The organism is Stenotrophomonas maltophilia group sp. RNC7, from assembly GCF_030910085.1.
Classification (GTDB): domain Bacteria; phylum Pseudomonadota; class Gammaproteobacteria; order Xanthomonadales; family Xanthomonadaceae; genus Stenotrophomonas; species Stenotrophomonas sepilia.
Genome location: NZ_JAVFVN010000681.1, coordinates 76,066 through 95,659 on the forward strand (window position 1 = coordinate 76,066; position 19,594 = coordinate 95,659).

Annotated in this window: 16 protein-coding genes and 1 riboswitch; of the genes, 5 read left to right on the forward strand and 11 right to left on the reverse strand. The window is 65.7% G+C overall.

Annotated elements, in window-relative coordinates:
• Window positions 1–50 precede the first annotated feature (50 nt).
• The 6 genes from RCF13_RS14490 to RCF13_RS14515 form a co-directional block, all read right to left on the reverse strand.
• Complete coding sequence (locus RCF13_RS14490; RefSeq protein WP_181357875.1) at window positions 51–2,051, reverse strand: acyltransferase family protein; 2,001 nt, start codon at window positions 2,049–2,051, stop codon at window positions 51–53.
• 186 nt (window positions 2,052–2,237) lie between these two features.
• Window positions 2,238–5,162 (reverse strand): autotransporter outer membrane beta-barrel domain-containing protein, encoded by a 2,925-nt coding sequence (locus tag RCF13_RS14495; protein ID WP_134968405.1) that lies wholly within the window; start codon window positions 5,160–5,162, stop codon window positions 2,238–2,240.
• Window positions 5,163–5,502: 340 nt separating this feature from the next.
• A complete protein-coding gene (locus tag RCF13_RS14500) occupies window positions 5,503–6,495 on the reverse strand; it encodes a fimbrial protein (protein ID WP_229298509.1) in 993 nt (330 codons plus the stop codon).
• A gap of 62 nt (window positions 6,496–6,557) precedes the next feature.
• Window positions 6,558–7,553, reverse strand: coding sequence for a fimbrial protein (locus RCF13_RS14505; protein WP_229298508.1), 996 nt, complete (start codon window positions 7,551–7,553; stop codon window positions 6,558–6,560).
• Window positions 7,554–7,590: 37 nt separating this feature from the next.
• On the reverse strand, window positions 7,591–8,100 hold the full coding sequence (locus tag RCF13_RS14510) for a fimbrial protein (RefSeq protein WP_061478405.1): 510 nt from the start codon (window positions 8,098–8,100) through the stop codon (window positions 7,591–7,593).
• Between the two features lie 38 nt (window positions 8,101–8,138).
• Window positions 8,139–10,673 (reverse strand): fimbria/pilus outer membrane usher protein, encoded by a 2,535-nt coding sequence (locus RCF13_RS14515; RefSeq protein ID WP_185807494.1) that lies wholly within the window; start codon window positions 10,671–10,673, stop codon window positions 8,139–8,141.
• Between the two features lie 419 nt (window positions 10,674–11,092).
• On the opposite strand from RCF13_RS14515, the gene RCF13_RS14520 reads away from it, so the two are divergent.
• The 3 genes from RCF13_RS14520 to RCF13_RS14530 all read left to right on the forward strand — a co-directional run bounded on the left by RCF13_RS14520 (window position 11,093) and on the right by RCF13_RS14530 (window position 13,281).
• Window positions 11,093–11,608, forward strand: coding sequence for a fimbrial protein (locus tag RCF13_RS14520; protein ID WP_061478407.1), 516 nt, complete (start codon window positions 11,093–11,095; stop codon window positions 11,606–11,608).
• Between the two features lie 54 nt (window positions 11,609–11,662).
• Window positions 11,663–12,385 carry a fimbria/pilus periplasmic chaperone gene (locus RCF13_RS14525; protein ID WP_061478408.1) on the forward strand — a complete coding sequence of 241 codons (723 nt, stop codon included), beginning with the start codon at window positions 11,663–11,665 and terminating at the stop codon, window positions 12,383–12,385.
• Window positions 12,386–12,870: 485 nt separating this feature from the next.
• A complete protein-coding gene (locus tag RCF13_RS14530; RefSeq protein ID WP_061478409.1) occupies window positions 12,871–13,281 on the forward strand; it encodes a hypothetical protein in 411 nt (136 codons plus the stop codon).
• A gap of 190 nt (window positions 13,282–13,471) precedes the next feature.
• Here RCF13_RS14530 and thiL read toward each other — a convergent pair whose 3' ends face one another.
• The 5 genes from thiL to RCF13_RS14555 all read right to left on the reverse strand — a co-directional run bounded on the left by thiL (window position 13,472) and on the right by RCF13_RS14555 (window position 17,431).
• On the reverse strand, window positions 13,472–14,434 hold the full coding sequence (thiL, locus tag RCF13_RS14535; RefSeq protein ID WP_061478410.1) for a thiamine-phosphate kinase: 963 nt from the start codon (window positions 14,432–14,434) through the stop codon (window positions 13,472–13,474).
• Between the two features lie 125 nt (window positions 14,435–14,559).
• Window positions 14,560–15,039 carry a transcription antitermination factor NusB gene (gene nusB / locus RCF13_RS14540; RefSeq protein WP_005415268.1) on the reverse strand — a complete coding sequence of 160 codons (480 nt, stop codon included), beginning with the start codon at window positions 15,037–15,039 and terminating at the stop codon, window positions 14,560–14,562.
• The gene (ribH, locus tag RCF13_RS14545) at window positions 15,036–15,503 is read right to left on the reverse strand and encodes a 6,7-dimethyl-8-ribityllumazine synthase (RefSeq protein WP_010481977.1); all 468 of its coding nucleotides are present in this window, start codon (window positions 15,501–15,503) and stop codon (window positions 15,036–15,038) included. Before ribH ends, nusB begins: the two co-directional genes overlap by 4 nt.
• Before the next feature lie 204 nt (window positions 15,504–15,707).
• Window positions 15,708–16,808 (reverse strand): 3,4-dihydroxy-2-butanone-4-phosphate synthase, encoded by a 1,101-nt coding sequence (ribB, locus tag RCF13_RS14550; protein WP_061478411.1) that lies wholly within the window; start codon window positions 16,806–16,808, stop codon window positions 15,708–15,710.
• Window positions 16,805–17,431, reverse strand: a complete 627-nt coding sequence (locus RCF13_RS14555; protein WP_061478412.1) for a riboflavin synthase — start codon at window positions 17,429–17,431, stop codon at window positions 16,805–16,807. The genes ribB and RCF13_RS14555 overlap by 4 nt, the downstream gene beginning before the upstream one ends.
• Before the next feature lie 77 nt (window positions 17,432–17,508).
• A riboswitch (FMN riboswitch) is annotated at window positions 17,509–17,654 on the reverse strand.
• A 187-nt stretch (window positions 17,655–17,841) separates the two neighbouring features.
• Between RCF13_RS14555 and RCF13_RS14560 the strand changes: the two genes are divergently transcribed.
• Both RCF13_RS14560 and RCF13_RS14565 read left to right on the forward strand, forming a co-directional pair.
• Window positions 17,842–18,465 (forward strand): hypothetical protein, encoded by a 624-nt coding sequence (locus RCF13_RS14560; protein WP_061478413.1) that lies wholly within the window; start codon window positions 17,842–17,844, stop codon window positions 18,463–18,465.
• A 151-nt stretch (window positions 18,466–18,616) separates the two neighbouring features.
• Window positions 18,617–19,516: a hypothetical protein gene (locus RCF13_RS14565; protein WP_061478414.1), complete on the forward strand. Its 900-nt coding sequence runs from the start codon at window positions 18,617–18,619 to the stop codon at window positions 19,514–19,516.
• Window positions 19,517–19,594: the final 78 nt, after the last annotated feature.

Sequence of the window (19,594 nt, forward strand, 5' to 3'; positions counted from 1 at the left end):
GACCGCGATGAAGCCCGCGCTGCGCGCGAAAGCCGAGCGTGGGCTCGGCTCTACACCGGCGTGTCGCCTGCAATATCGATCAGGGTCTGCCGGAAGCTGGGCAACAGCACGCGGTTGCCATGCCCGCTCAGGTGGTCGTTGTCGAAGAACAGCGGTTCACCCTCTTCCACTGCCGAACAGGTCTGCGGACCGCACAACAGTGGCAGCGGGTCCCACACTGTGAGCGATGGATAGCGCGCTGCCAGCTCGGCCAGCAACGCCATCTGTGGTGCACGCAGCCTCTCCAGATCACCGCGCGGCATGCTCAGGCCTCCCGCGCAGGCCGGATTGTGGCGGTTGAACCAGTCCGAGCAGCGATAGGCCCCGGCCTTGAACAACGGCAGCGGCGCATCCACAACCACGTGCACGCCCAGCTTCTGCAGACGCCCTAGAACACGATCCGCCTCATCACGCGCAGCCTGTGCATGGGCCGGGGTGCGCTCGTCCAGCAGCTGTTGATAGATCTGCTGCGCATCCTGGCGCTGCCAGTCAAACCCACGCAGCTCCGGCATACGCAGGGCCGCCAGCAACACGATGTCGCCCGGACGCGCCTCGTGTTCGATGTTCGTCAGCGCGTCTTCAATGAAGCCTTGGCAATCGGCCGGGCTGGCGCGCAGCAGATTGACGAAACTGCAGCCGCCGCGGTCATCCTGGCGCACCTCCATACCGGTCTGGCGCGCGACCATGCTGGTCATCGTGCGGTAGGCCGCCGCATGCGAATCGCCGGCCACGAACAGGCGCCGCCCTTCAAGCGCGGGTGCACTTACCGGCTCCAGCGGGCGCCACGCCGGGTAGCGGCGCGCCTGCCATGCGTAGCCGTCGCGGGTGACGCTGAGCGAGACCTGCTCGTGGTATTCCACGGTAGCCCAGGCACCCGCACCACACAGCGCCACCAGCGGAAACGCCATCGCCAGCACCTTGGCCGGTGCCAGCCGCAGCAGCGGCGCCGCACTGCGCAGCGGGCGCTCGATGAAGTGGTAGGACGCGGCCGATATCGCCAGCAGCAGCACCGGATACAGCCACAGCGCGGCACCGTGCAGGCCATACGTCCAGCGCAGCAGTACAAGCAGGGGCCAATGCCACAGGTACAGCGAATAGGACAGCCGACCCAGGTAGGCCAGCGGTGCGCAGCCCAGTGCGCGGGCCATGCGCGATGTTCCCGATGCCGACACGCCTGCCAACAGCATCAACGTCCCGCCGACGGTAGCCAGCACGCCCGGCACCGGCATCGCCAGCTGAGGGGCGATCACCACGCCTGTACCCAGCAGTGCCAGACCGACCGCTGCAACCGTGTCACCGCTCCGGCCCGGCACGCGCCCACGCATCCACTGGTGCAGCAGCGCGCCCGCAGCCAGCTCCCAGAACCGTGCAGGCAGCAGATAGAACGCTGCCGCCGGTGCCGTCTGCGCCTGCCAGCCTGCCCACGCCAGCGACAGCACGGTGAGCACCGGCAACAGCCAGCGCGCCCACAGCCAGCGTTCGCGCCCGCGCAGCCACACGAAGAACAACAGCGGGAAGACCAGGTAGAACTGCTCCTCCACACCCAGCGTCCATGTATGCAGGAAGGGATTGAGTTCTGCGCCGGGTGAGAAGTAATCGTCCTGCTGTCCGGCCAGCACGATGTTGCTGAAGCCGACCAGCGCGGCCCAGCCGGTCTGGTCGAACTGCTCATTGCGCCACGCGCGGGGAATGAACAGTGCCGACAGCACGAAGGTCGCCATCAGCATCACCAGCAGCGCCGGCAGCAGGCGCAGCACGCGGCGCCGGTAGAAGTCGAGCAGCATCGCGCCCAGCGACGCATGGGTGCGCGAGGCCAACGACTGGCTGATCACGAAGCCGGACACCACGAAGAACAGGTCCACGCCGGTGAAGCCGCCGGGCAGCCACGTCGCGTTGGTGTGGAAGAGGATGACGGCCAGCACCGCCAGTGCACGCAGGCCATCAATGGCGGCGTTGTGGGAACGTTCGGGAGCAGACATGCGGGTGACCGGCAGCGAGCGATCCGGCAGCATCGCCACCGTTTGCGTAGTCATTCAATGGACGATCGCGACAGACATGGACATCGTTCAGGTCCCGCCCCCCCCGCTCGACGCGGTTGTAGAGCCGAGCGATGCTCGGCTGCTCTTCGTTCAGATCGCGGTGAGCCGAGCGTGGGCTCGGCTCTACAGAGGTCCGTGCGCCGCCCCCGGCACGCCCGCTTACCAGGCCATGCGCAGGCCCAGCTGGCCGCCCACATTGCGGTAGCCATGATCGCCATGCTGCACGCTCACGCCACCCCACGCGCCCCAGCGCTGGCCCAGCTTCAACTCGGCACCGGCCTGCACCTCGTAGCGGTTGCGCGGCACGTCCGCGCCCAGCCTGTCACCGTCGAACTGCAACGTACTGGTGCCACTGCCACGCAGCCAGTTCACGCCCAGGTAGGGCTGCACGATGTTGCTGGCGGCAGTGCCATGGCCAAACACGCGCACGCCCAGGCGCCCGCTCAGGCCACCGGCATCGGCGTGATCGATCACCGTGCCGTTGCGCTCCACGTGGCGATCGGTGCGGAAATCGACATGGCTCAGCTGCAGCTGCGGCTGCACGTACAGCGCGCTGGCGGCACCCTGCCACACGTTGAAGGTGTAGCCGGCCTCCAGTGACGCACTGGCCATGCGCGAATCGTAGTGCTCCGGCTCCAGGCCTATGCCCTGCACCCGGTTATCGAAACGGCCGTACTGCAGGTTCGCATCCATGTACGCACCCTGCGTACCGTCAGCCACCTGCATCCAGGTGCCGTACACACCTACCGCGCTGCCACGCACCCGACCCTTGGCGCTGTAGCCGGTCAGATCGGACACTGCGCTGCTGTCAGCACGCCCCGTGCCCAGCATCACGCCGAACGCTGCATTGCCTCGGCGAACCAGGTCAGTGCCAATCTGCAGCACCGAGGTGTTGCCATCAATCGACAGCTGACCACCGACCGCGCTGAAGTCCGCCTGCTGACGTCCCACGCGCGCCCACGCGGCACGGCCTTCGTCCAGCGAGACGGCACCGATGCGGTCGTTCAGGCGATGGGAAAACATGTTGATGGCCGCCGACTGGTTGGCCAGGTACGCCCCGGCTTCGGGACGCAGCACCGGCACCGGGTCCACCGGGTCCACAGGGTCCACCGGGTCCACGGGATCCACCGGATCGATGGGATCAACCGGGTCCACCACACAGCCCGGCGCGGCCGGATTGTCCTTGCAGCCATCAAACCATTGCGAACGCAGATACCAGTTGCCATCGGTGGGATCAGTCACGCCCCCCTTGAACAGGAAGTACTCATAGGAGCCGCCCACGGCGCGGCCGGCAAGCGCATAGGTCGCCAACGATGCACCGTCCACTTCGATCAGCTGGATGCCATCGGTGGTCTGAGCGCCAACGCCGCCAATGTTCTTCACCGCAATGCTTGCATCGCCCGAAGTATCGCCACGCACATGCAGGCGATCAAAAGCGCTGTCGTCACCGCCCAGGGCGCCCTGGAACAGGAACGTCGCGCCCTCGCTGTGCAGATCACCGTCCACGGTGAGCGTGTTGAATCGGCCACTGCCGTCGGACAGCGCCACACCACTGTTCAGTACGCTCAGTTCGCCCACCGTGGCATCACCGGTCAGTGTCCACTGGCTTCCGCTTTCAATCGCCATCGTCTGCACCAGGTTGGACGTGCCCTGCCACAGCGACCCGTCTGCCAGGCGCACGTGCACATCGGACTGCGGCACCAGACCGGCATCCTCGTCCTCGGGCGTGATGACGATGTCGCCGACCATCTGCGAATGCCCCTGCAACACCACGTCGAAACGCCCCGCCACCGCCGCATCCAGTGCGATGGCAATGCCATTGCCACCCGATACGTAGGCGTTGTTGGACAGCGTCAAACGGGAGTCACGGTTGCTGCGAACCCACACACCGCCGTGCTGCACGCTTTCCAGCGCACTGCCGTCGATGCCCAGGCTGCCGTTGTCATTGATCACCGCAGCCCAGGCGCCCTCGCCCTCGGTGCGAATGTGCGAACCGGCCAACGTCATCCCGCCCCTGCCCCCGGTCAGCACACCATGGGCCTGCTGGCCTTCGGTACGGATGATGCTGTCGTCCAGATGGATGCTGCCGCCCTGGCGCGCAACCGCACCGATCGCACCCGCACCCGTGGTGTGAACCTGGGCCGCACGCGCAGTGATGATCGGGCCGGCGCCGATGCCAGTGAAATCGGCATACAGGCCATGGCTGCTCTCACCGGACGTGGTCACATTCACGCGGTCCAGATCCGCCGTACCGGTTCGTGCATCGATACCGACCGCACGGTCCCCCTCGCTGATGACGGAACTGCGGGCCATTGCCAGCGTCGATTCGGAGAACATCTTGACCGTTGCGGTCCCGTTGCCGGTGCTGTGGAAGTTGGAGTCCGCCACCGTGACTGCATTGCTGCGACCATTGATGTCCAACGCGATGCCGCTGGCCTTCACCGTGCTTCCTGAGAGGTTGAGCCGGTTGTTATCGGCCAGCCAGATGCCCGACTCGCCTTCAATTGCAACGCCGGTCAGGGTCATGTTCGCCCCGGTGGCCGACACCGCGCGGCTGCCCAGCCCCATCGCCGAGATCGAGCCACCGGTCATGGTGATGTCACCGCCGCCGGCGAGGCCGACCGACGACACACCCTCCATGCGGATGTTCACATCCTGCAGCGTTGCCTGGCTGCCGGTATGCGCCACAACGCCCATGCCGGTGCCCTTGTTGATGACGTCAGTCGCCGTCAGATGCAGTTCGCCTCCCGTCGTTGCCAGCGCGGTAGTGGCACCAAAACCGGTGGTGACCAAGGTCGAACCATTCAGTTCGATACGACTGCCAGCCCCTTCGGCACGGGCTGCGGATGCCCCGCTACCATCCGCACTCACATTGACCGCACCCATCGGCACGATGCTGCCGCCGTTGAGCGCATGGAAGGCGTGGTTGCCCACGCCGGTTGCGCTGTAATCCCCCGCTGCCGGGGTCTGTGCATCGCCGTCTGCGATGACCTGCTGTGCGTGCGCACGAACAGGGATGCCAACGGCGAGTGCCGCCGTCAAGGCGAGGGCCAGCGCCGAGTATTGGATCTGATGGGATCGCATGTTGAGGTCTCCTTTTTTCGAGACCGGCATAGTGGATGTCGCGTTGAACACCCACCATGCAATTAGTTGCAATGTCAGATGCGACATTGCGACACACATACGACATTAGTGTTCGTGAAGCGACCTCTCGAGCGTCAAAGCGTTCTACCACCCGTACGCCGTTTGACGCGTCCACCGTGCATCCCCGAGATGCTGCCCACCATCGAGCACATGGGACACAACTCCACCCCCGCAATGGGCGCCGCCACATTCATTCAGATGACATGATACTGGCGTGAAGAACCTGAGAAACAAGTGCCGTTAGGTATCCGGGCCAGCCGGAGCGAATGGCTCGCACGCCTCACCAGTAGACAACGTTCAGCACGGCCTCGCCCTTGATCAGGCCGGGCTTCAGATCCTCGTTCACCCGAAGGTAGCGCGCGGTGTACTCGAATGTATGGACACCACCGACTCCGGGGTTGAAGAACCACGGTGTACCGAACTGTACTTCCCGGCCGCCACTGAGGAGCTGCACCCGCACACCTTCGGCAGTGGAGTCGGCGCTCGGTGTCAGCAGGCTACCCGTGTTGCCTGCATCGCCCGCATCCATCAGGACCATGTCGGCACGTGGCCGCGCGACGCCGCAGTCCATCAGCAGCGACACGGGTTTTTCCCGAGCAGAGTCCCCAGGATTCATGAGGTCGGCAGCGGCGACATCCTGCAGCACCTCGGAAACGTCGCGCATGCGGCAGGTGGTGGGCGGAAACGCAATCGTAATGTCCACCGGCACCGTCACATCGAAAGTGGGATGGTTGCGCCCCACGATGTGCACCGACGCCAGCGTCTGCGTATCGCGCATCTTCTGACCACGGCTGAACATGAAGGCATTGATGATGAAACTGTCGCCGCTGTTGCGGATAGGGTAAGTCAACGTGTTGTCACCCAACGCCAGCGGCAATCGTGGGCCGTCATAGGTGGTAGCAAAGCCGATTAATGGGGAATCCGGCCCGGTTTCGTACAACGGCAACGGGCCATCCACCGGCCAGACAGGAACATCAGGCAGATCCATGACCCAGCGTAGGCCCGGCCCCTGGATATTGACTGTCATCTGCAGATCGCCACCCACCGGACACCCGCTGTAGCTGACGTTGGTGCCACCATCCACCAGCATGTGGATCTCCTCGCGGTAACCGGGCTTCTGCCTGTCCTCAACGATGGGCCAGGTGATGGTGGCGGTACAGGCCTGCGCCAGGCCCGGCAGCAGCGCCGCCACCAATACCGGCAGCGCCATGCGGCAGCTGCGCCGATGCAGGGGCACGGACACGAGGGAGCGAGAGTGATCGGACATCTTCATTTTCCTGTTCAACGCAAGGTCGGTACGTCGCTGTGCGCCCTATGGCAGCACGGGGTCGTGCATCACCAGTAATCGACGTTCAGAACTGCCTCACCCTTGATCGTGCCGGGCACCAGCGGTTCGTTGGTGCGGATATAGCGCGCGGTGAACTGATGGTCATGCACGCCGCCCACACCCGGATCGAAATCCCAGGTCTGGCCGAACTGCACTTCAGAGCCATTCCGCAGCAGCTGCACGCGCACGCCTTCGGCATCCGAATCGGCTGTAGGCGTCAGCTGGCTTCCCGTGTTGCCCGCATCGCCAGCATCACTGAGCGTCATCCGCGCACGCGGCGGGTCCACGCCGCAGTCCATGCGGATGGCGACCAGCTTTTCCTTTGCGGTGGAGCCCGGTACGGACAGCTCTGCAGTCTGCACGTCCTGCAGGGTTTCGGCCTTGTCCTGCAGGGGGCAGGTGGTGACTGGGAACTTGAGATCCAGCTGCACGATCGACTGGTGATCAAGTGAGGGCTCCGATGGCGCTCGCAACGTGATCGAACCGGTCATGGTCGGGGGCGTTCTCATGCGGCCCCCACGGGAAAAGACAACTGCCCAGTACTGGATCGACGCTTCAAGGGATGTCCCCCCGCTCATCTCGAACAGTCCAGGCACCTCCTCACCATTACGAAGCGGACCGTCTTCAGAAAAAGCGACGTGATGGTAGAACATCACCAGCGGGGAGTCGGGGGCCGCGGAATACGCAGGATAGGACTTCCCCCTGAAAGTGACCTCGCCTTCATAGATGAGGCCGGGCATCTCCAGGGTCATGAAGACCGGTACGTCCCGCTCCTCCGGGCAATCTTTGAAGGAACGCGAAGCAAACTTCTGGTCAAACTGCACCCTGCCCGCGTCCGGGTACGTGGCATACGTCTTGTCCAGCAGCAGATCGCGGTTGATGCCGTACTCGACACAGGCAACTGCACTGCCTGCACAGAACAGCAGCCCCAGCAACGGTGTCGCCAGCAGCTTGCGGGCATGGCGCGGGATGGGACGCGTGTCAGGGGCGGTGTTGGCGCTCATATCAGTCTCCTTGGGGTACGTTCGAGCCAGAAACAGCTCACTCGTAATCGGCAGTGACCACGATCTCGGTAGACACCTCACCTGCGCTCGGCGCTTCGCCGGTGGGCAGGAAATAGGCGGCACGCAGGTCGTAACGCGCGGTGGCGCCAGTCACCGGCACATCAATGCCGGTGTCGCCATCCTTCAGATAGGTGCTGCCGGTGGTACCGGACAGCAGCGAGATCGACACGCCGTCGGCCGCATCGCTCGCAGCGGTGTTCTTCCAGCGCGTGGCATCGCCGTCGGCGGCGGTACCGGAGAAGGACAGCACGGCCTTGCTCACGCCAACGCAGCCTGAGAACTGCAGCGACCCGGCCTTGATCTGCGCCTCGGCGCCGGGCGTCAGGTCGCTGGCCTTCACCGGGTCCAGAGTGATCGGCGCAGCGGTGAGCGTGCAGGTGCCGGGAAGCACCTTGCCGCTGATGGTGAGGGTGGCGCTGTCAGCCAGAGCCAGCGGCGCGGCGGCCAGCAGTGTGGTGCACAGGGTGATGCGATTGAACAGGTTCATGAAAGAATTCCTTGGGTTGAAAGAATGAAATCAGGACATCAGAACGACGTGGCTTCGACCGCATCCAGGGCGGCCTGCAGCCCATTACTCGGGGCCGGCATCGGCGTGCACACCGCCTGGCTCCACGACAGCCCATAGGCGTCGGGGGCATCCGGGGTGGTGTATTCCAGGCGGCAGCGATGCGGGCCGTCCGGGTCGACGATCAGCTGGCCCTGTTCGGGCGCGCCACGCAGCTGGATCACACCGCCCTGGCCCACTGCGCCATGGCTGCGGCCGGTCTCATCTTCGATACGTGCCGCAAACGGCAACGGCTGGCCCAGCGCATCGGTGGCGTCGATGAACAATGTGCGTTCGCGCTTGGCATTGAACGCAACCCGCACGATGCTGCCCGCCGTCGGTGCAATCCGCTGCGAGGTCTGCAGCAATTCCACCTCCATCGGCAGGCCCGACGGGTCCAGTTCGATCTGGTTCCAGCGGTAGGGGCTCACGTGCGGCAGCAGCGCATAGCCGTTGCGACCGATGCGCACGTCGCTGCCGTAGCCGATGCGGGCGCCCTGCGCGCCGTCGGCCTGCACCAGCGCGAAGCCATCGCCCACCGGCGCACCGAAGTTGATGCCATCGCGGTGCACCACCACACTGCCGGCCGCGTTGGCGTTGAAGGCGCTGTAGTCGCGGGACCGGCTGTAGCCAGCGGTGACCGTGCCCTGCCCACCGCGATAAGACGCATAGGCATTGGCGCCGCCGGCCCCGTCACTGAATTCGCTGGCAGACACGCTGTAACTCAGCTGCTGATCGGCACCCAGCGTTCCGTTCAGCCCCAGCTGGCCCTGATCGCCGCGTGCCGAATGAGCTACCTGGGTGCTCAAGCGCGGCGCGCGCGGGGCCGAACCCAACGGAATGCTGAAGGTCGCCGCATAGCGGGTGTCCTGGTGGCCATCGCCGATCTGCAGGCGCATGGCAGACAGGCTAAGATTGGCGCGGCCAATGCTGGTCTGGAAGCGCAACTGCAGATCGTTGTGCTGCTGCGCGCTGTCCCAATAGCGCACCTGTCCGCCATTAAGCGAGAGCGTGCTGCGCTCGCCGATGCGCTGCGAGAAGTTCACCTGGAAGCGCTGGCGCGCGCGGCCACTGACGCCCCAGTCGTCGTTGTACGCCTGGGCGAAATCATTCAGGGAGAGATAGCCGCGCGTGCTGTAGCGCAGCGCTGCCAGACCGAAGTTGGTACCCGTTGCGGTGATATAGCGCTGGTAGTTCAGCCGGAAGCTGTTGCCGGTAACCTGTTCGCCATTGGCCAGGCGTGCGCGCGAATGGGTAACGTCGGCACCGAACGCACCGAGCGGTGTATTGATTGCACCGCCGAACAGTGCGGACTGGAAGTCTTCGGCAATCTGCACCCCGCCCAGCGCGGTGAAATGGTTGCTGATGCCACGTGCGTAGGTACCTTCGGCAAAGCGCAGTGCTTCACGCACACCGCGCGCGTCGCGAAGTTCACCCGCGGTGACGCTGAAGCGGCTGGCACCCGGCCGCAGCGCCTGCGGCACTGCGGAGAAGTTGACAGTGAACTGCTGCTGGCGGCCGTCGGCTTCGGTGACGGTGACGTCCAGGTCGCCACCGAAGTTGGTCGGGTACAGATCTTCGATGGAGAACGGCCCCGGCGCCACGCTTACTTCGTGGATGACGTGGCCATTCTGTCGGATGCTCACCACCGCGTTGGTTTCGGCGACGCCTTGCACCACCGGCGCGAAGCCGCGCAGCGAGTCCGGCAGCATGCGCTCGTCGCTGGCCACCCGCACACCGGTGAATGACAGCGACTCGAACAGTTCGCCACCGGTCGTACCCTGCCCCAACAGCAGCTGGGCATTCCACGCCGGAAGATCACGCTGCAGCGTGCTGCTGATCACATCGTGACGCGAGCTATGGCTGCCCTGGCTGAAGGACGAACGATGACGCAGCCGCCACGCGCCCAGGTTCACGCCCGTGTTCAATCCCAGATAGGTCGACTGCTGGCCCTTGTGGCGGCTGTGGTTGATGTTGTAATCGAAGAAGGCTGCCGTGACGCCGTGGTCGCGCAGTGCAGGTGCCACGTAGCCGCGCGCATCGCGTGCCTGCGCAGCCTGTGGCACGTTCACTAGAAGCTGCAGGTTGCTCTCATCGAACTCGACCGTGGCACCGTCGATCAAGCCGGGAAGCGCGACGCAGCCTTCATCATCCTGGTCCAGCTCGGCCAGGAACATCTCCTTCAGCGGCAGCTGGCGTACCAGCCCGGCCGGCAGGCATGGGGTTGCACCCAGAGGCGCCGGCGCCGCCACGAAGGTGATATCGCGCGTGTCGTGGAACTGGCCATTGACCACCACGTCCAGGGGATACACGCCCGGCTCCATGGGATTGCCCTGCGCATAGCGCTGCATGTCGATGGCCTGGCCACCAATCAGGAAGCCCTCGCTGAACTGCAGGGAATCATCACCGTTGGCACTGGCATGACCGGCAATCGCCATTGCCACGGCGGCGGCAATCGCCAGCCCCAGCGGACGGCTGGCAAAACGATGCGGCGTGCGGAGATGAAGGAGGCGCATGTGCATGGTTAGCGTCACTCGATGAGGCCGAAGGCGACATCGCTCGTAGTCGAAGTGGGCCGAAGCGTAGACAGCGTGCGGCCGGCTTCCCATGCAATTTGTTGCAAAGCGACAACGCGCCACGAAACCACGCGGTTTCCAGCCACGCCTCTGTTTCGGCGCAATTCATGCTTGTTTTCAACAAATGACGGCAGTCAATCGAATGCATTGCAGATGCACCCAACGCTGCATGCGACAGCTTGCCGCAGTCGGAAATGACGCTTCTTAACCGGACGCTGTACCGCAAGCACGGACTCAACTGTCCTGCAAGCACCTTGCAACTAATTGCATATCCACGTGCCGCCCGGCTGGGAACACTGTGCGCATCCGCTGGTTCGTCCAATGCGGATTCCCCCTGATTCCCTACCGAGGACATTCCCATGTCGAACCGATTGAACCTGATTGCCGCCGGCGCGCTCGCGCTGGCCCTGTCTCCCGCCGCATTCGCCGAGAAGCTGGAAATCACCGGCGAGCTGATGACCAGCACCTGCTCGGTGGATGCCACCGGCGGCACCATCACCGTGCCGATGGGCAAGGTGGACGTGGCGTGGGTGAATGAAGCCGAGCGCGCCGGCATGAAGAACTTCAGCATCCTGCTGGACTGCACCGGCTCCGGCGCCGCGCAGGATGTGGGTGTGCGCTTTGGTGGCACGGCCGACGGCAGCACCGGCAACCTGGCGCTGACGGCTGCGTCTACGGCCACAAACGTGGGCGTGGCGCTGTACGACGCCGCGGGCAACCACCAGAAGCTGGGCGAAGACCCGCTGCAGTGGGTGAACATTCCAGCCGCCGGCAAGGGCCAGCTGGACTACAGCGCCTGGTATTCCTCGCCGGGCAAGAACGCCACGGCCGGCACGGCCAACGCCTCGGGCGATTTCGTCGTGCTTTACAAGTAACGCATATCCCTGCGCGTCACCCCGTGGTGGCGCGCCTTATTGGAGGACGACCTGATGAAGATCCGTGCAATGACGTGGATGACCGCGCTGCTGGCTGGCGCCCTGGCGCTGCCGGCATCGGCAGCGGTGACGCTGCAGGGCACGCGTATCGTGCATGACGCGGCCCAAGGCCGCGATGTAACCGTGAAGGCCACCAACGGTGGCGACAAGGCCGCGATGGTGCAGGTCTGGATTGACGATGGCGACAGCCATGCACGCCCCGAGAACGTGCGCACGCCCTTCCGCCTGACGCCGGCCGACCCGCGCCTGCTGCAGGCCCACCAGGGGCAGGCGTACCGCATTACTTACGCGCCGCGCCCGTCGGAGACACCGCTGCCGACGGATCGTGAATCGCTGTTCTACTTCAACCTGCTGGACATTCCGCCCAAACCCACCGATGCCGCCGGCAAGAACCTGCTGCAGTTCGCCGTGCGCACGCGGGTGAAGCTGTTCCACCGCCCGGCCGGCCTGCCCGGCAAGCCGCGTGATGCGGCCGGGCAACTGCAATGGCGTGCCCAGGCCGGTGCCCTGCTGGTGAGCAACCCCAGCGCGTATCACGTGACCGTAAGCACGCTGACGCTGCCTGACGGCCGCAAGGTGGAAGCAGAGATGATCGCACCGGGCGCGCAGGTACGTCTGCCGCTTCCGAGTGGTGCGGCGATGCCCACGTCGGTGACGTTCCAGTGGCTGGACGATTACGGCACGCCGCGCGATGCCGAGGCGAAGATCTCCCCCTGAGCGCAGCCTGACGCGCGAGCCATCTTCTGTAGAGCCGAGCCCATGCTCGGCTGCTTTGCGGCCAGATCGGGCTGTACCCCGTGCATTGCGCTATGAGCCGAGCATGGGCTCGGCTCTACATGATTTGTCGCAATTGACGCGCCCCCGTTGCGAGCGGAGCATCTGCAACGTTTTCGAGTTTTCCAAGAATTCTCATTGGCAGCACTGGCCCTTCATGCAAATCATGTAGCGCCACCGACAACGGGTGGCACGGGCTTCCAATCCCGTTAGGTTGATGTGTTGGTTACGCTTGCCTGCCGGCGTCGCTCTTTCCTTGTTGGGTGGCGTCGGCAGGCATTCTGTCCGCGCTTACATGGCGGGCGGTGCGTGGGGGCCTCGTGCCCGCCGGCGCTTCTACATCGACCTCCGGTATTGGAACCATGCACCGTCCGCCACCCCCGCTGTTAAGCAGGGTGGCCCCTTGCCGCTTGCACAAGGACGCCGCCATGACCGCTTCCCCTTACCCGCACCTGTTCGCCACCCTGGGCGAGGCCGCCACGCGCCTGCCCGATGACCTGGCCCGCACGCTGGAAGACACCTTCGTTGCGCTGCAGACCGGTAACAGCCCTGGCGCCATCACCCTGCAGGCCTGCCTGCAGTACATCCGCCAAGGCGATGCCGCCGATGGCCAGCCGTGGCCCGGCAGCAACCGCACACCCGGGCAGCGCCTGGCCTTGGCGCGCATCGACCGCGCCAATGCGGGGCTGAGTTTCCTGCTGGAACTGCTGCACGCCACCGAACGCGTGCGCGTGGACGGGGATATCGACCAGCACATGGATGACGGCGCGCGCGAAGGGCTGTTGCTGGCCTGCCGTGGGCTGGCCGAGTATGTGGATGTGCAGTTGCGGGCGGTGTGATGGCATCTGTAGAGCCGAGCCCACGCTCGGCTCATCACGATCCAATCGGATTGCAGCCGAGCGTGGGCTCGGCTCTACAAATGCCACGTCAACCAGAATAGTGCGCACTCGGGGTCAGAGCCCTTTGCGGCGCAAAGGGATCTGACCCCACCTCGGAAGGTTGGCACCCAGCAGTGCAGTACCGCTGCGGCTACGCGAAGTGCTGGTAACCGCCGTCGGCGGCTTCGCCGTCCACGTGCACGCCCTGCCCTTCGGCGATTCGGCCGATGCGGGTAAGCGGCACGTCCAGCGATTCGGCCAGGTAGTGCAGCGCGTCGCGCTGGTCGGCAGCCGCTGTGAAACACAGCTCGTAGTCGTCGCCCCCGCGCAGTGCGCAGTCGCGTGCAGCGTCGCGGCCGAGCAGTTCACGCAGCGCGTGCGAGATCGGCAGCGAATCGGCATCCACATGCGCGGCCACGTTGCTGCGCGTGGCGATATGACCGAGGTCGGCCAGCAGGCCGTCGGACACATCCACCGCCGCGTGCGCGAAGGCCCGCAGGCGTAGGCCCAGGGTCACGCGCGGCGTCGGCCGCAGCAGGCGCAGGCGCAGGCTTTCGTAGTCGGCCAGCAGCGTGGCGGTGGCGATGCTCAACGCACCTTGTTGCCACAGGCGCAGCGCGCCGGCGGCATCGCCCAGCGTGCCACTGACCCAGATGTCATCGCCTGCCTGTGCGCGGTCGCGCCGCAGGGCCTGGCCGCGGCCGACCTGGCCCATCGCGGTGACCGACAGCGAGAGCGGGCCGCGCGTGGTGTCACCACCGATCAGCGCGATGTCGTGCTGGTCGGCCAGGGCGAAGAAGCCATCGGCGAAGGCCTCGATCCAGTCTTCAGAGGCCTCCGGCAATGACAGGGCCAGCGTGCACCACGCCGGGCGCGCGCCCATCGCGGCCAGGTCCGACAGATTGACCGCCAGGGTCTTCCAGCCGATGTCGAAGGCCGGGGTTTCCACCGGGAAGTGCACGCCGCTGTTGAGCGTGTCGGCGGTGACCACCAGCTGTTCGTTGGCGCGCGGCTGCAACAGCGCGGCGTCATCGCCGATGCCGAGCAGGATGTCGTCGCGCTCGAGGGTACGGGCGCGGATGCGGTCGATGAGGGCGAATTCGGCCAGGGACATGAGGCGTTCTGCTTTCTTGTAGAGCCGAGCCATGCTCGGCTGCATTTCGATCACGCGCCGCACCGCCGGACGCAACCGTGCGCTGCACGGTGAGCCGAGCATGGCTCGGCTCTACAGGAATCGGGTCAGTGACCCGATTCGACCTTGCGCCATTCCACGGCGGCACGATCCAGCACGCCGTTGACGTAGGTATGGCCATGTTCGGAACCGAAACGCTTGGCCGATTCGATCGCTTCGTTGATCACCACGCGATACGGCACGTCCAGGCGGTAGCGCAGTTCGTAGGCGGCCAGGCGCAGCACCGCGCGTTCGATCGCATCCACTTCCTCGATGCCACGGTCCAGGTACGGCCCGAGCGCTTCGTCGATGTCGCGACGGTTGTCGAGCACGCCGTGCACCAGCGCCTCGAAGTACGCCAGGTCGGCAATTTCGCGGGCCTGCTCGTGGGCGAACTGGGCGATCAGCGACTGTGCGTTGCCGCCGGAGATCTGCCAGGCGTAGATGGCCTGCACGGCACGACGGCGGGCGCGCGAGCGCAGCACCGGATCGACGCCATCGCGGCGGACGGGTTTACCGGAGGGCTTGCCCTGGGTGTTCTTGTTCATGGCAGTTGCTCCAGCAGATTGACCATTTCCAGTGCGGCGAGTGCGACTTCCTCGCCCTTGTTGCCGTGGCTGCCGCCTGCACGGGCCTCGGCGTCTTCAACGCGTTCCACCGCCAGCACGCCGTTCAGTACCGGCACGCCGAAATCCAGCTGCACGCGCATCAGGCCCTCGGCGCAGCGGTCGGCCACGTGCTCGTAATGACGGGTATCGCCACGGATCACGCAACCCAGGGTGAGGATGGCGGCGTGTTCGTGGGCGGCGGCCAGGCGTGCGGCCACCAGCGGCAGTTCCCAGGCTCCCGGCACGCGGATCACGTCGATGTTGGCTTCGGTGATGCCGTTGCCTGCCAAGCTCTGGCGGGCGCCAGCGACCAGCGTGTCGGTGATGCGGGCATTCCAACGGCTGGCCAGGATGGCGAAGCGCGCCGATTCGGGAGTGCGAAGATCGCCTTCGTAGTGGCTCATATGCGGCTTGGGGGACTCGATAAGGGGGTAATTCTAGCGTGGATGGGCCCCGGCCGTGGCTGGCGGGGCCCAGGGCTGTGCCGACCAACGGTCGGCACCCACCACGGGCAGGGCATGGTCGGCACCCACCACAGGTAGGGCATGGTCGGCACCCACCAGAGGGCAGACGGTGGGTGCCGACCGTTGGTCGGCACGCCAAGCGGCTTACAGAGTGACCGTCTCCACCACTTCCAGGCCGTAACCGGCCAGGCCGATCTGGCGGCGCGGGGTGCCCAGCACGCGCAGCTTGCCCAGCCCCAGGTCGGACAGGATCTGCGCGCCGGCACCGTTGCGCCGCCACTGGCCCACGTCCTTATCCTTGCCCGGCACCACCGGCGCCGGCTGCTGGCGCAGGCGGGCCAGCAGGGCTTCGCCATCGCGCGGGGCCGACAGCACCACCATCACGCCTGCGCCCTCGGCATCGATCGCCCGCAGGGCGTCGGTAGCCGCCACGCCGAAGTCGTCACGGCGCCAGTGCAGCAGGTCGGCCAGCGGGTTTTCCACCTGTACGCGCACCAAAGTCGGGGTCTGCGCATCCGGGGCACCCCGGACCAGCGCGAAGTGCAGGTCGTGGGCGATGCGGTCGCGGTAGGTCACCAGCTTGAACGGGCCGAATTCGGTGTCGATGTCGCGCTCGTCCACACGTTCAACAGTCTTTTCGGTGGCCAGGCGGTAGGCGATCAGGTCGGCGATGGAGCCCATCTTCAGGCCGTGCTCGCGCGCGAACACTTCCAGCTCCGGGCGACGCGCCATGCTGCCATCCGGGTTCAGGATCTCCACCAGCACACCGGCCGGTTCCAGCCCGGCCAGCATGGCCAGGTCGACGCCGGCTTCGGTATGGCCGGCGCGGGTCAGCACGCCGCCCGGCTGGGCGATCAGCGGGAAGATGTGGCCCGGCTGATGCAGGTCCGACGGCTTGGCATTGGGCTTCACCGCGGTGCGGATGGTGTGGGCGCGGTCGTGGGCCGAGATGCCGGTGGTAACGCCCTCGGCGGCCTCGATGCTGACCGTGAAGTTGGTCTGGAACTGCGCGGTATTGGCCTGCACCATCGGCGCCAGGCCGAGGTCGGCGGCGCGGGTGCGGGTCAGCGGCAGGCACACCAGGCCACGGCCGTGGGTGACCATGAAGTTGATGTCCGACGGCTTGACCAGTTCGGCGGCCATGATCAGGTCGCCTTCGTTCTCGCGGTCTTCGTCATCGACGATGACCACCATGCGGCCCAGGCGGATGTCTTCCAGGATCTCCGGAATCGGGGCGAAGTTCATGCTGCGTCTCCCTGTGGGTGCTGACCGTTGGTCGGCACACCCATCAATCGCTCGACGTAACGGGCGACCAGATCGATTTCAAGATTGACCGCGCTGCCCACGCCGGTGGCGGAGAAGGCGGTGTTGGCCACGGTGTGCGGAATGAGGGCGACTTCAAAGCCTTCATCGTCCACTTCGTTGACGGTGAGGCTGACGCCGTCCACGCAGATCGAACCCTTCCTGGCGATGTAGCGGCGCAGCGAGGCCGGCGCGGCGAAGCGCCAGCGCTGGGCACGTGCATCTTCGTGGATGGACAACACCTGGCCGAGGCCGTCGACGTGGCCGCTGACCAGATGGCCGCCGAGGCGGTCGGTCGGGCGCATGGCGCGCTCCAGGTTGATGACCGCACCCTCGCCCAGCTGGCCCAGCGTGGTCAGGCCCAGAGTCTCGGTGGACGCATCGGCCTGGAAGCTGCGGGCGTCGAATGCGATGACGGTGAGGCAGACGCCGTTGATGGCAATGCTCTCGCCCATCTGCACGTTGTCGAACGGCAGATTCCCGACATTGAAGGTGAAGCGGACATCGCCGCCGATGGATTCACGTGCGGCCAGACGGCCGACGCCTTCGATGATTCCAGTAAACAAGAAACGTTCTCCGCGAAAAGTGAGCGAAAAACGCCGCAAGGCAAACAGGCGGGCGCAGGGCCGCGAAGGCCCTGTGGCACCGTCTTCTTTCATCCGGACTATGACCGTCGGCTCCGGCATTGGACCGGATCTGCTGACCCCCGGCCGTGGGCCGGAGCGCTCGCGGGCTCGTGCTTGCGCACCTACCGCCGGTGGGGAGTTGCACCCCGCCCTGAAGACGTTTGTGTACCGGCGAACCGGCGTGGCCAGTGTACCAGCCCGGGCTGAACGGGGCTGGATGCCACAGCTGTGACGGCCGTCGCTCGCAATTTGTAAAACTTTCATTAAAATTCGCAGCGGACGACATGAGGTCGCCCACGGGTAGCCGAGAGGGCTGGCCCGCCAATGGACTGAAATTCACAGGAATTCCCATGCGCAAGATGCTGATCGTGGCCGCCCTGCTGGCCGCCGCCCCGCTCTCGGCTTCGGCCGACGCCCTGAGCTACACCTACGTCGAAGGCGGTTGGACGCAGGTCAAGGTTGACGACAACGCACTGGACGACCCGAAGGTCGACGGCGGCTACCTGCGTGGTTCCGTGGCGATCGCCGAACAGGTCCATGTGTTCGGTGGTTGGACCTACGCCAGCAAGTCGTACAACTACGACTACGGCTCCTACAAGCTGAAGCTGAACCAGCCGGAGCTGGGCATCGGCTACCACATGCCGTGGACCGACCGCGTCGACTTTACCGCTGACGCCGCCTGGGTCCGCCAGCAGGCCGAAATCACCGTCAACTCCGATTTCTACGGTCGCCTGCGCAACAAGGACCACACCAACCTGGGCCGCGTCACCATGGGCATCCGTGGCAAGCCGTCGCGCATGACCGAAGGTTGGGTCAAGGCCGGTTACATGGACGGCGGCAACAACTTCAAGGGCACCTGGGTCGGCACCGTCGGCGGCCAGATCAACTTCACCAAGACCTGGGGTCTGGTGGGCGAGATCTCCGGCTACCGCGACGTCACCCAGTACTCGGCCGGCGTCCGCGCCAGCTTCTGATCCAACGATCGCTCCTCGTCGTGCGATCGAACGGGCCCCGCAAGGGGCCCGTTTTTTTTTGCCCCGCGCGCCGGCACGTGATCACAGGGCACCGTCGGGCCCGCGCAAAGATGCGCTAGGCTTGCGCGCCTCTGGAACAGGAAACACCGTCATGAAGACTCCCCTGCGTACCCTGCTGGCCAGCGCTCTGCTGGCTGCCCCGCTGCTGGCTGCCCCGCTGCTGGCCAGCGCCGCCCCGGCCACGCTGACGCCCGAACAGGCCTTCGATCTGTATGCCCGCGTCCTGCTGGAAGACGACGCCGCCGCGACCCGCACCCTCAACGATGCGCTGAAGCCCGCCTTCGACGGCCAGGACGCGGTAACCCCGAACCCGGGCGCATTGGCCAAGGCGCTGGCCGAACCGTGGCAGGTCGTGCTTGCCAGCACCGGCGCAAAGGCCGACGCGGCCGCCACCGAAGCGCTGTATGCCAAGGCGCTGCGTGATTCGAAGTGCCGCGCGACCGAGAGCGTGATCGAAGACAACGAGTACGTGGAAGACCAGAAGCTGGCGCGGATCACCTTCAGCTGCCAAATGCCCGACCTGGGCAAGGTACGTCCGCTGTTCGCCGCCAGCCTTGCCTCCGACGCCAGCCCGGCTTCGCGCAAGCAGTTCACCGACGCTTACAGCCAGGCGCTGCAGAGTGGCGCGCGCGTGCCGGTCAGCGGCACCTTCACCCTGTACCCGGCCAAGGACAACGGCTACTGGTACAGCGGCAACTTCGATGATCTGGTGGGCACCGTGACCGGGGCGCTGGCACCGTTCGAGGACTGGATGCAGGACGCGCAGGCGGCCAACGCGCCAAAAGTGACCGGCGTACCCGGCTGCGACCTGCTGCTGCAGCAGCACCGCAGCTGCGTGGCGAAGATCGCACCCGACCAGATCAGCGGCGTGGATGCGATGGCCGAGGAGCTGAAGGCCAAGGCACAGGTCAATTCAGCCGATGAGATGACGCAGGAGTGCAAGGCGCTGCGCCCGATCGCCGAGATGATGTGGACCGACGAGTGCACGTAAGCCACCTGTAGAGCCGAGCCCGTGCTCGGCTCTCGGTCGCGGATGGCGAATGCATCCGCACTTTCAGAACCGTTGCAT

Coding starts and splice junctions, on each gene's coding strand:
- RCF13_RS14520 (WP_061478407.1), top strand. CDS start 11,093: ATGTCGAACCGATTGAACCTGATTGCCGCCGGCGCGCTCGCGCTGGCC.
- RCF13_RS14495 (WP_134968405.1), bottom strand. CDS start 5,162: ATGCGATCCCATCAGATCCAATACTCGGCGCTGGCCCTCGCCTTGACG.
- nusB (WP_005415268.1), bottom strand. CDS start 15,039: ATGAACAAGAACACCCAGGGCAAGCCCTCCGGTAAACCCGTCCGCCGC.
- RCF13_RS14505 (WP_229298508.1), bottom strand. CDS start 7,553: ATGAGCGCCAACACCGCCCCTGACACGCGTCCCATCCCGCGCCATGCC.
- ribH (WP_010481977.1), bottom strand. CDS start 15,503: ATGAGCCACTACGAAGGCGATCTTCGCACTCCCGAATCGGCGCGCTTC.
- RCF13_RS14530 (WP_061478409.1), top strand. CDS start 12,871: ATGACCGCTTCCCCTTACCCGCACCTGTTCGCCACCCTGGGCGAGGCC.
- ribB (WP_061478411.1), bottom strand. CDS start 16,808: ATGAACTTCGCCCCGATTCCGGAGATCCTGGAAGACATCCGCCTGGGC.
- RCF13_RS14500 (WP_229298509.1), bottom strand. CDS start 6,495: ATGAAGATGTCCGATCACTCTCGCTCCCTCGTGTCCGTGCCCCTGCAT.
- thiL (WP_061478410.1), bottom strand. CDS start 14,434: ATGTCCCTGGCCGAATTCGCCCTCATCGACCGCATCCGCGCCCGTACC.
- RCF13_RS14510 (WP_061478405.1), bottom strand. CDS start 8,100: ATGAACCTGTTCAATCGCATCACCCTGTGCACCACACTGCTGGCCGCC.
- RCF13_RS14490 (WP_181357875.1), bottom strand. CDS start 2,051: ATGCTGCCGGATCGCTCGCTGCCGGTCACCCGCATGTCTGCTCCCGAA.
- RCF13_RS14515 (WP_185807494.1), bottom strand. CDS start 10,673: ATGCGCCTCCTTCATCTCCGCACGCCGCATCGTTTTGCCAGCCGTCCG.
- RCF13_RS14525 (WP_061478408.1), top strand. CDS start 11,663: ATGAAGATCCGTGCAATGACGTGGATGACCGCGCTGCTGGCTGGCGCC.
- RCF13_RS14565 (WP_061478414.1), top strand. CDS start 18,617: ATGAAGACTCCCCTGCGTACCCTGCTGGCCAGCGCTCTGCTGGCTGCC.
- RCF13_RS14560 (WP_061478413.1), top strand. CDS start 17,842: ATGCGCAAGATGCTGATCGTGGCCGCCCTGCTGGCCGCCGCCCCGCTC.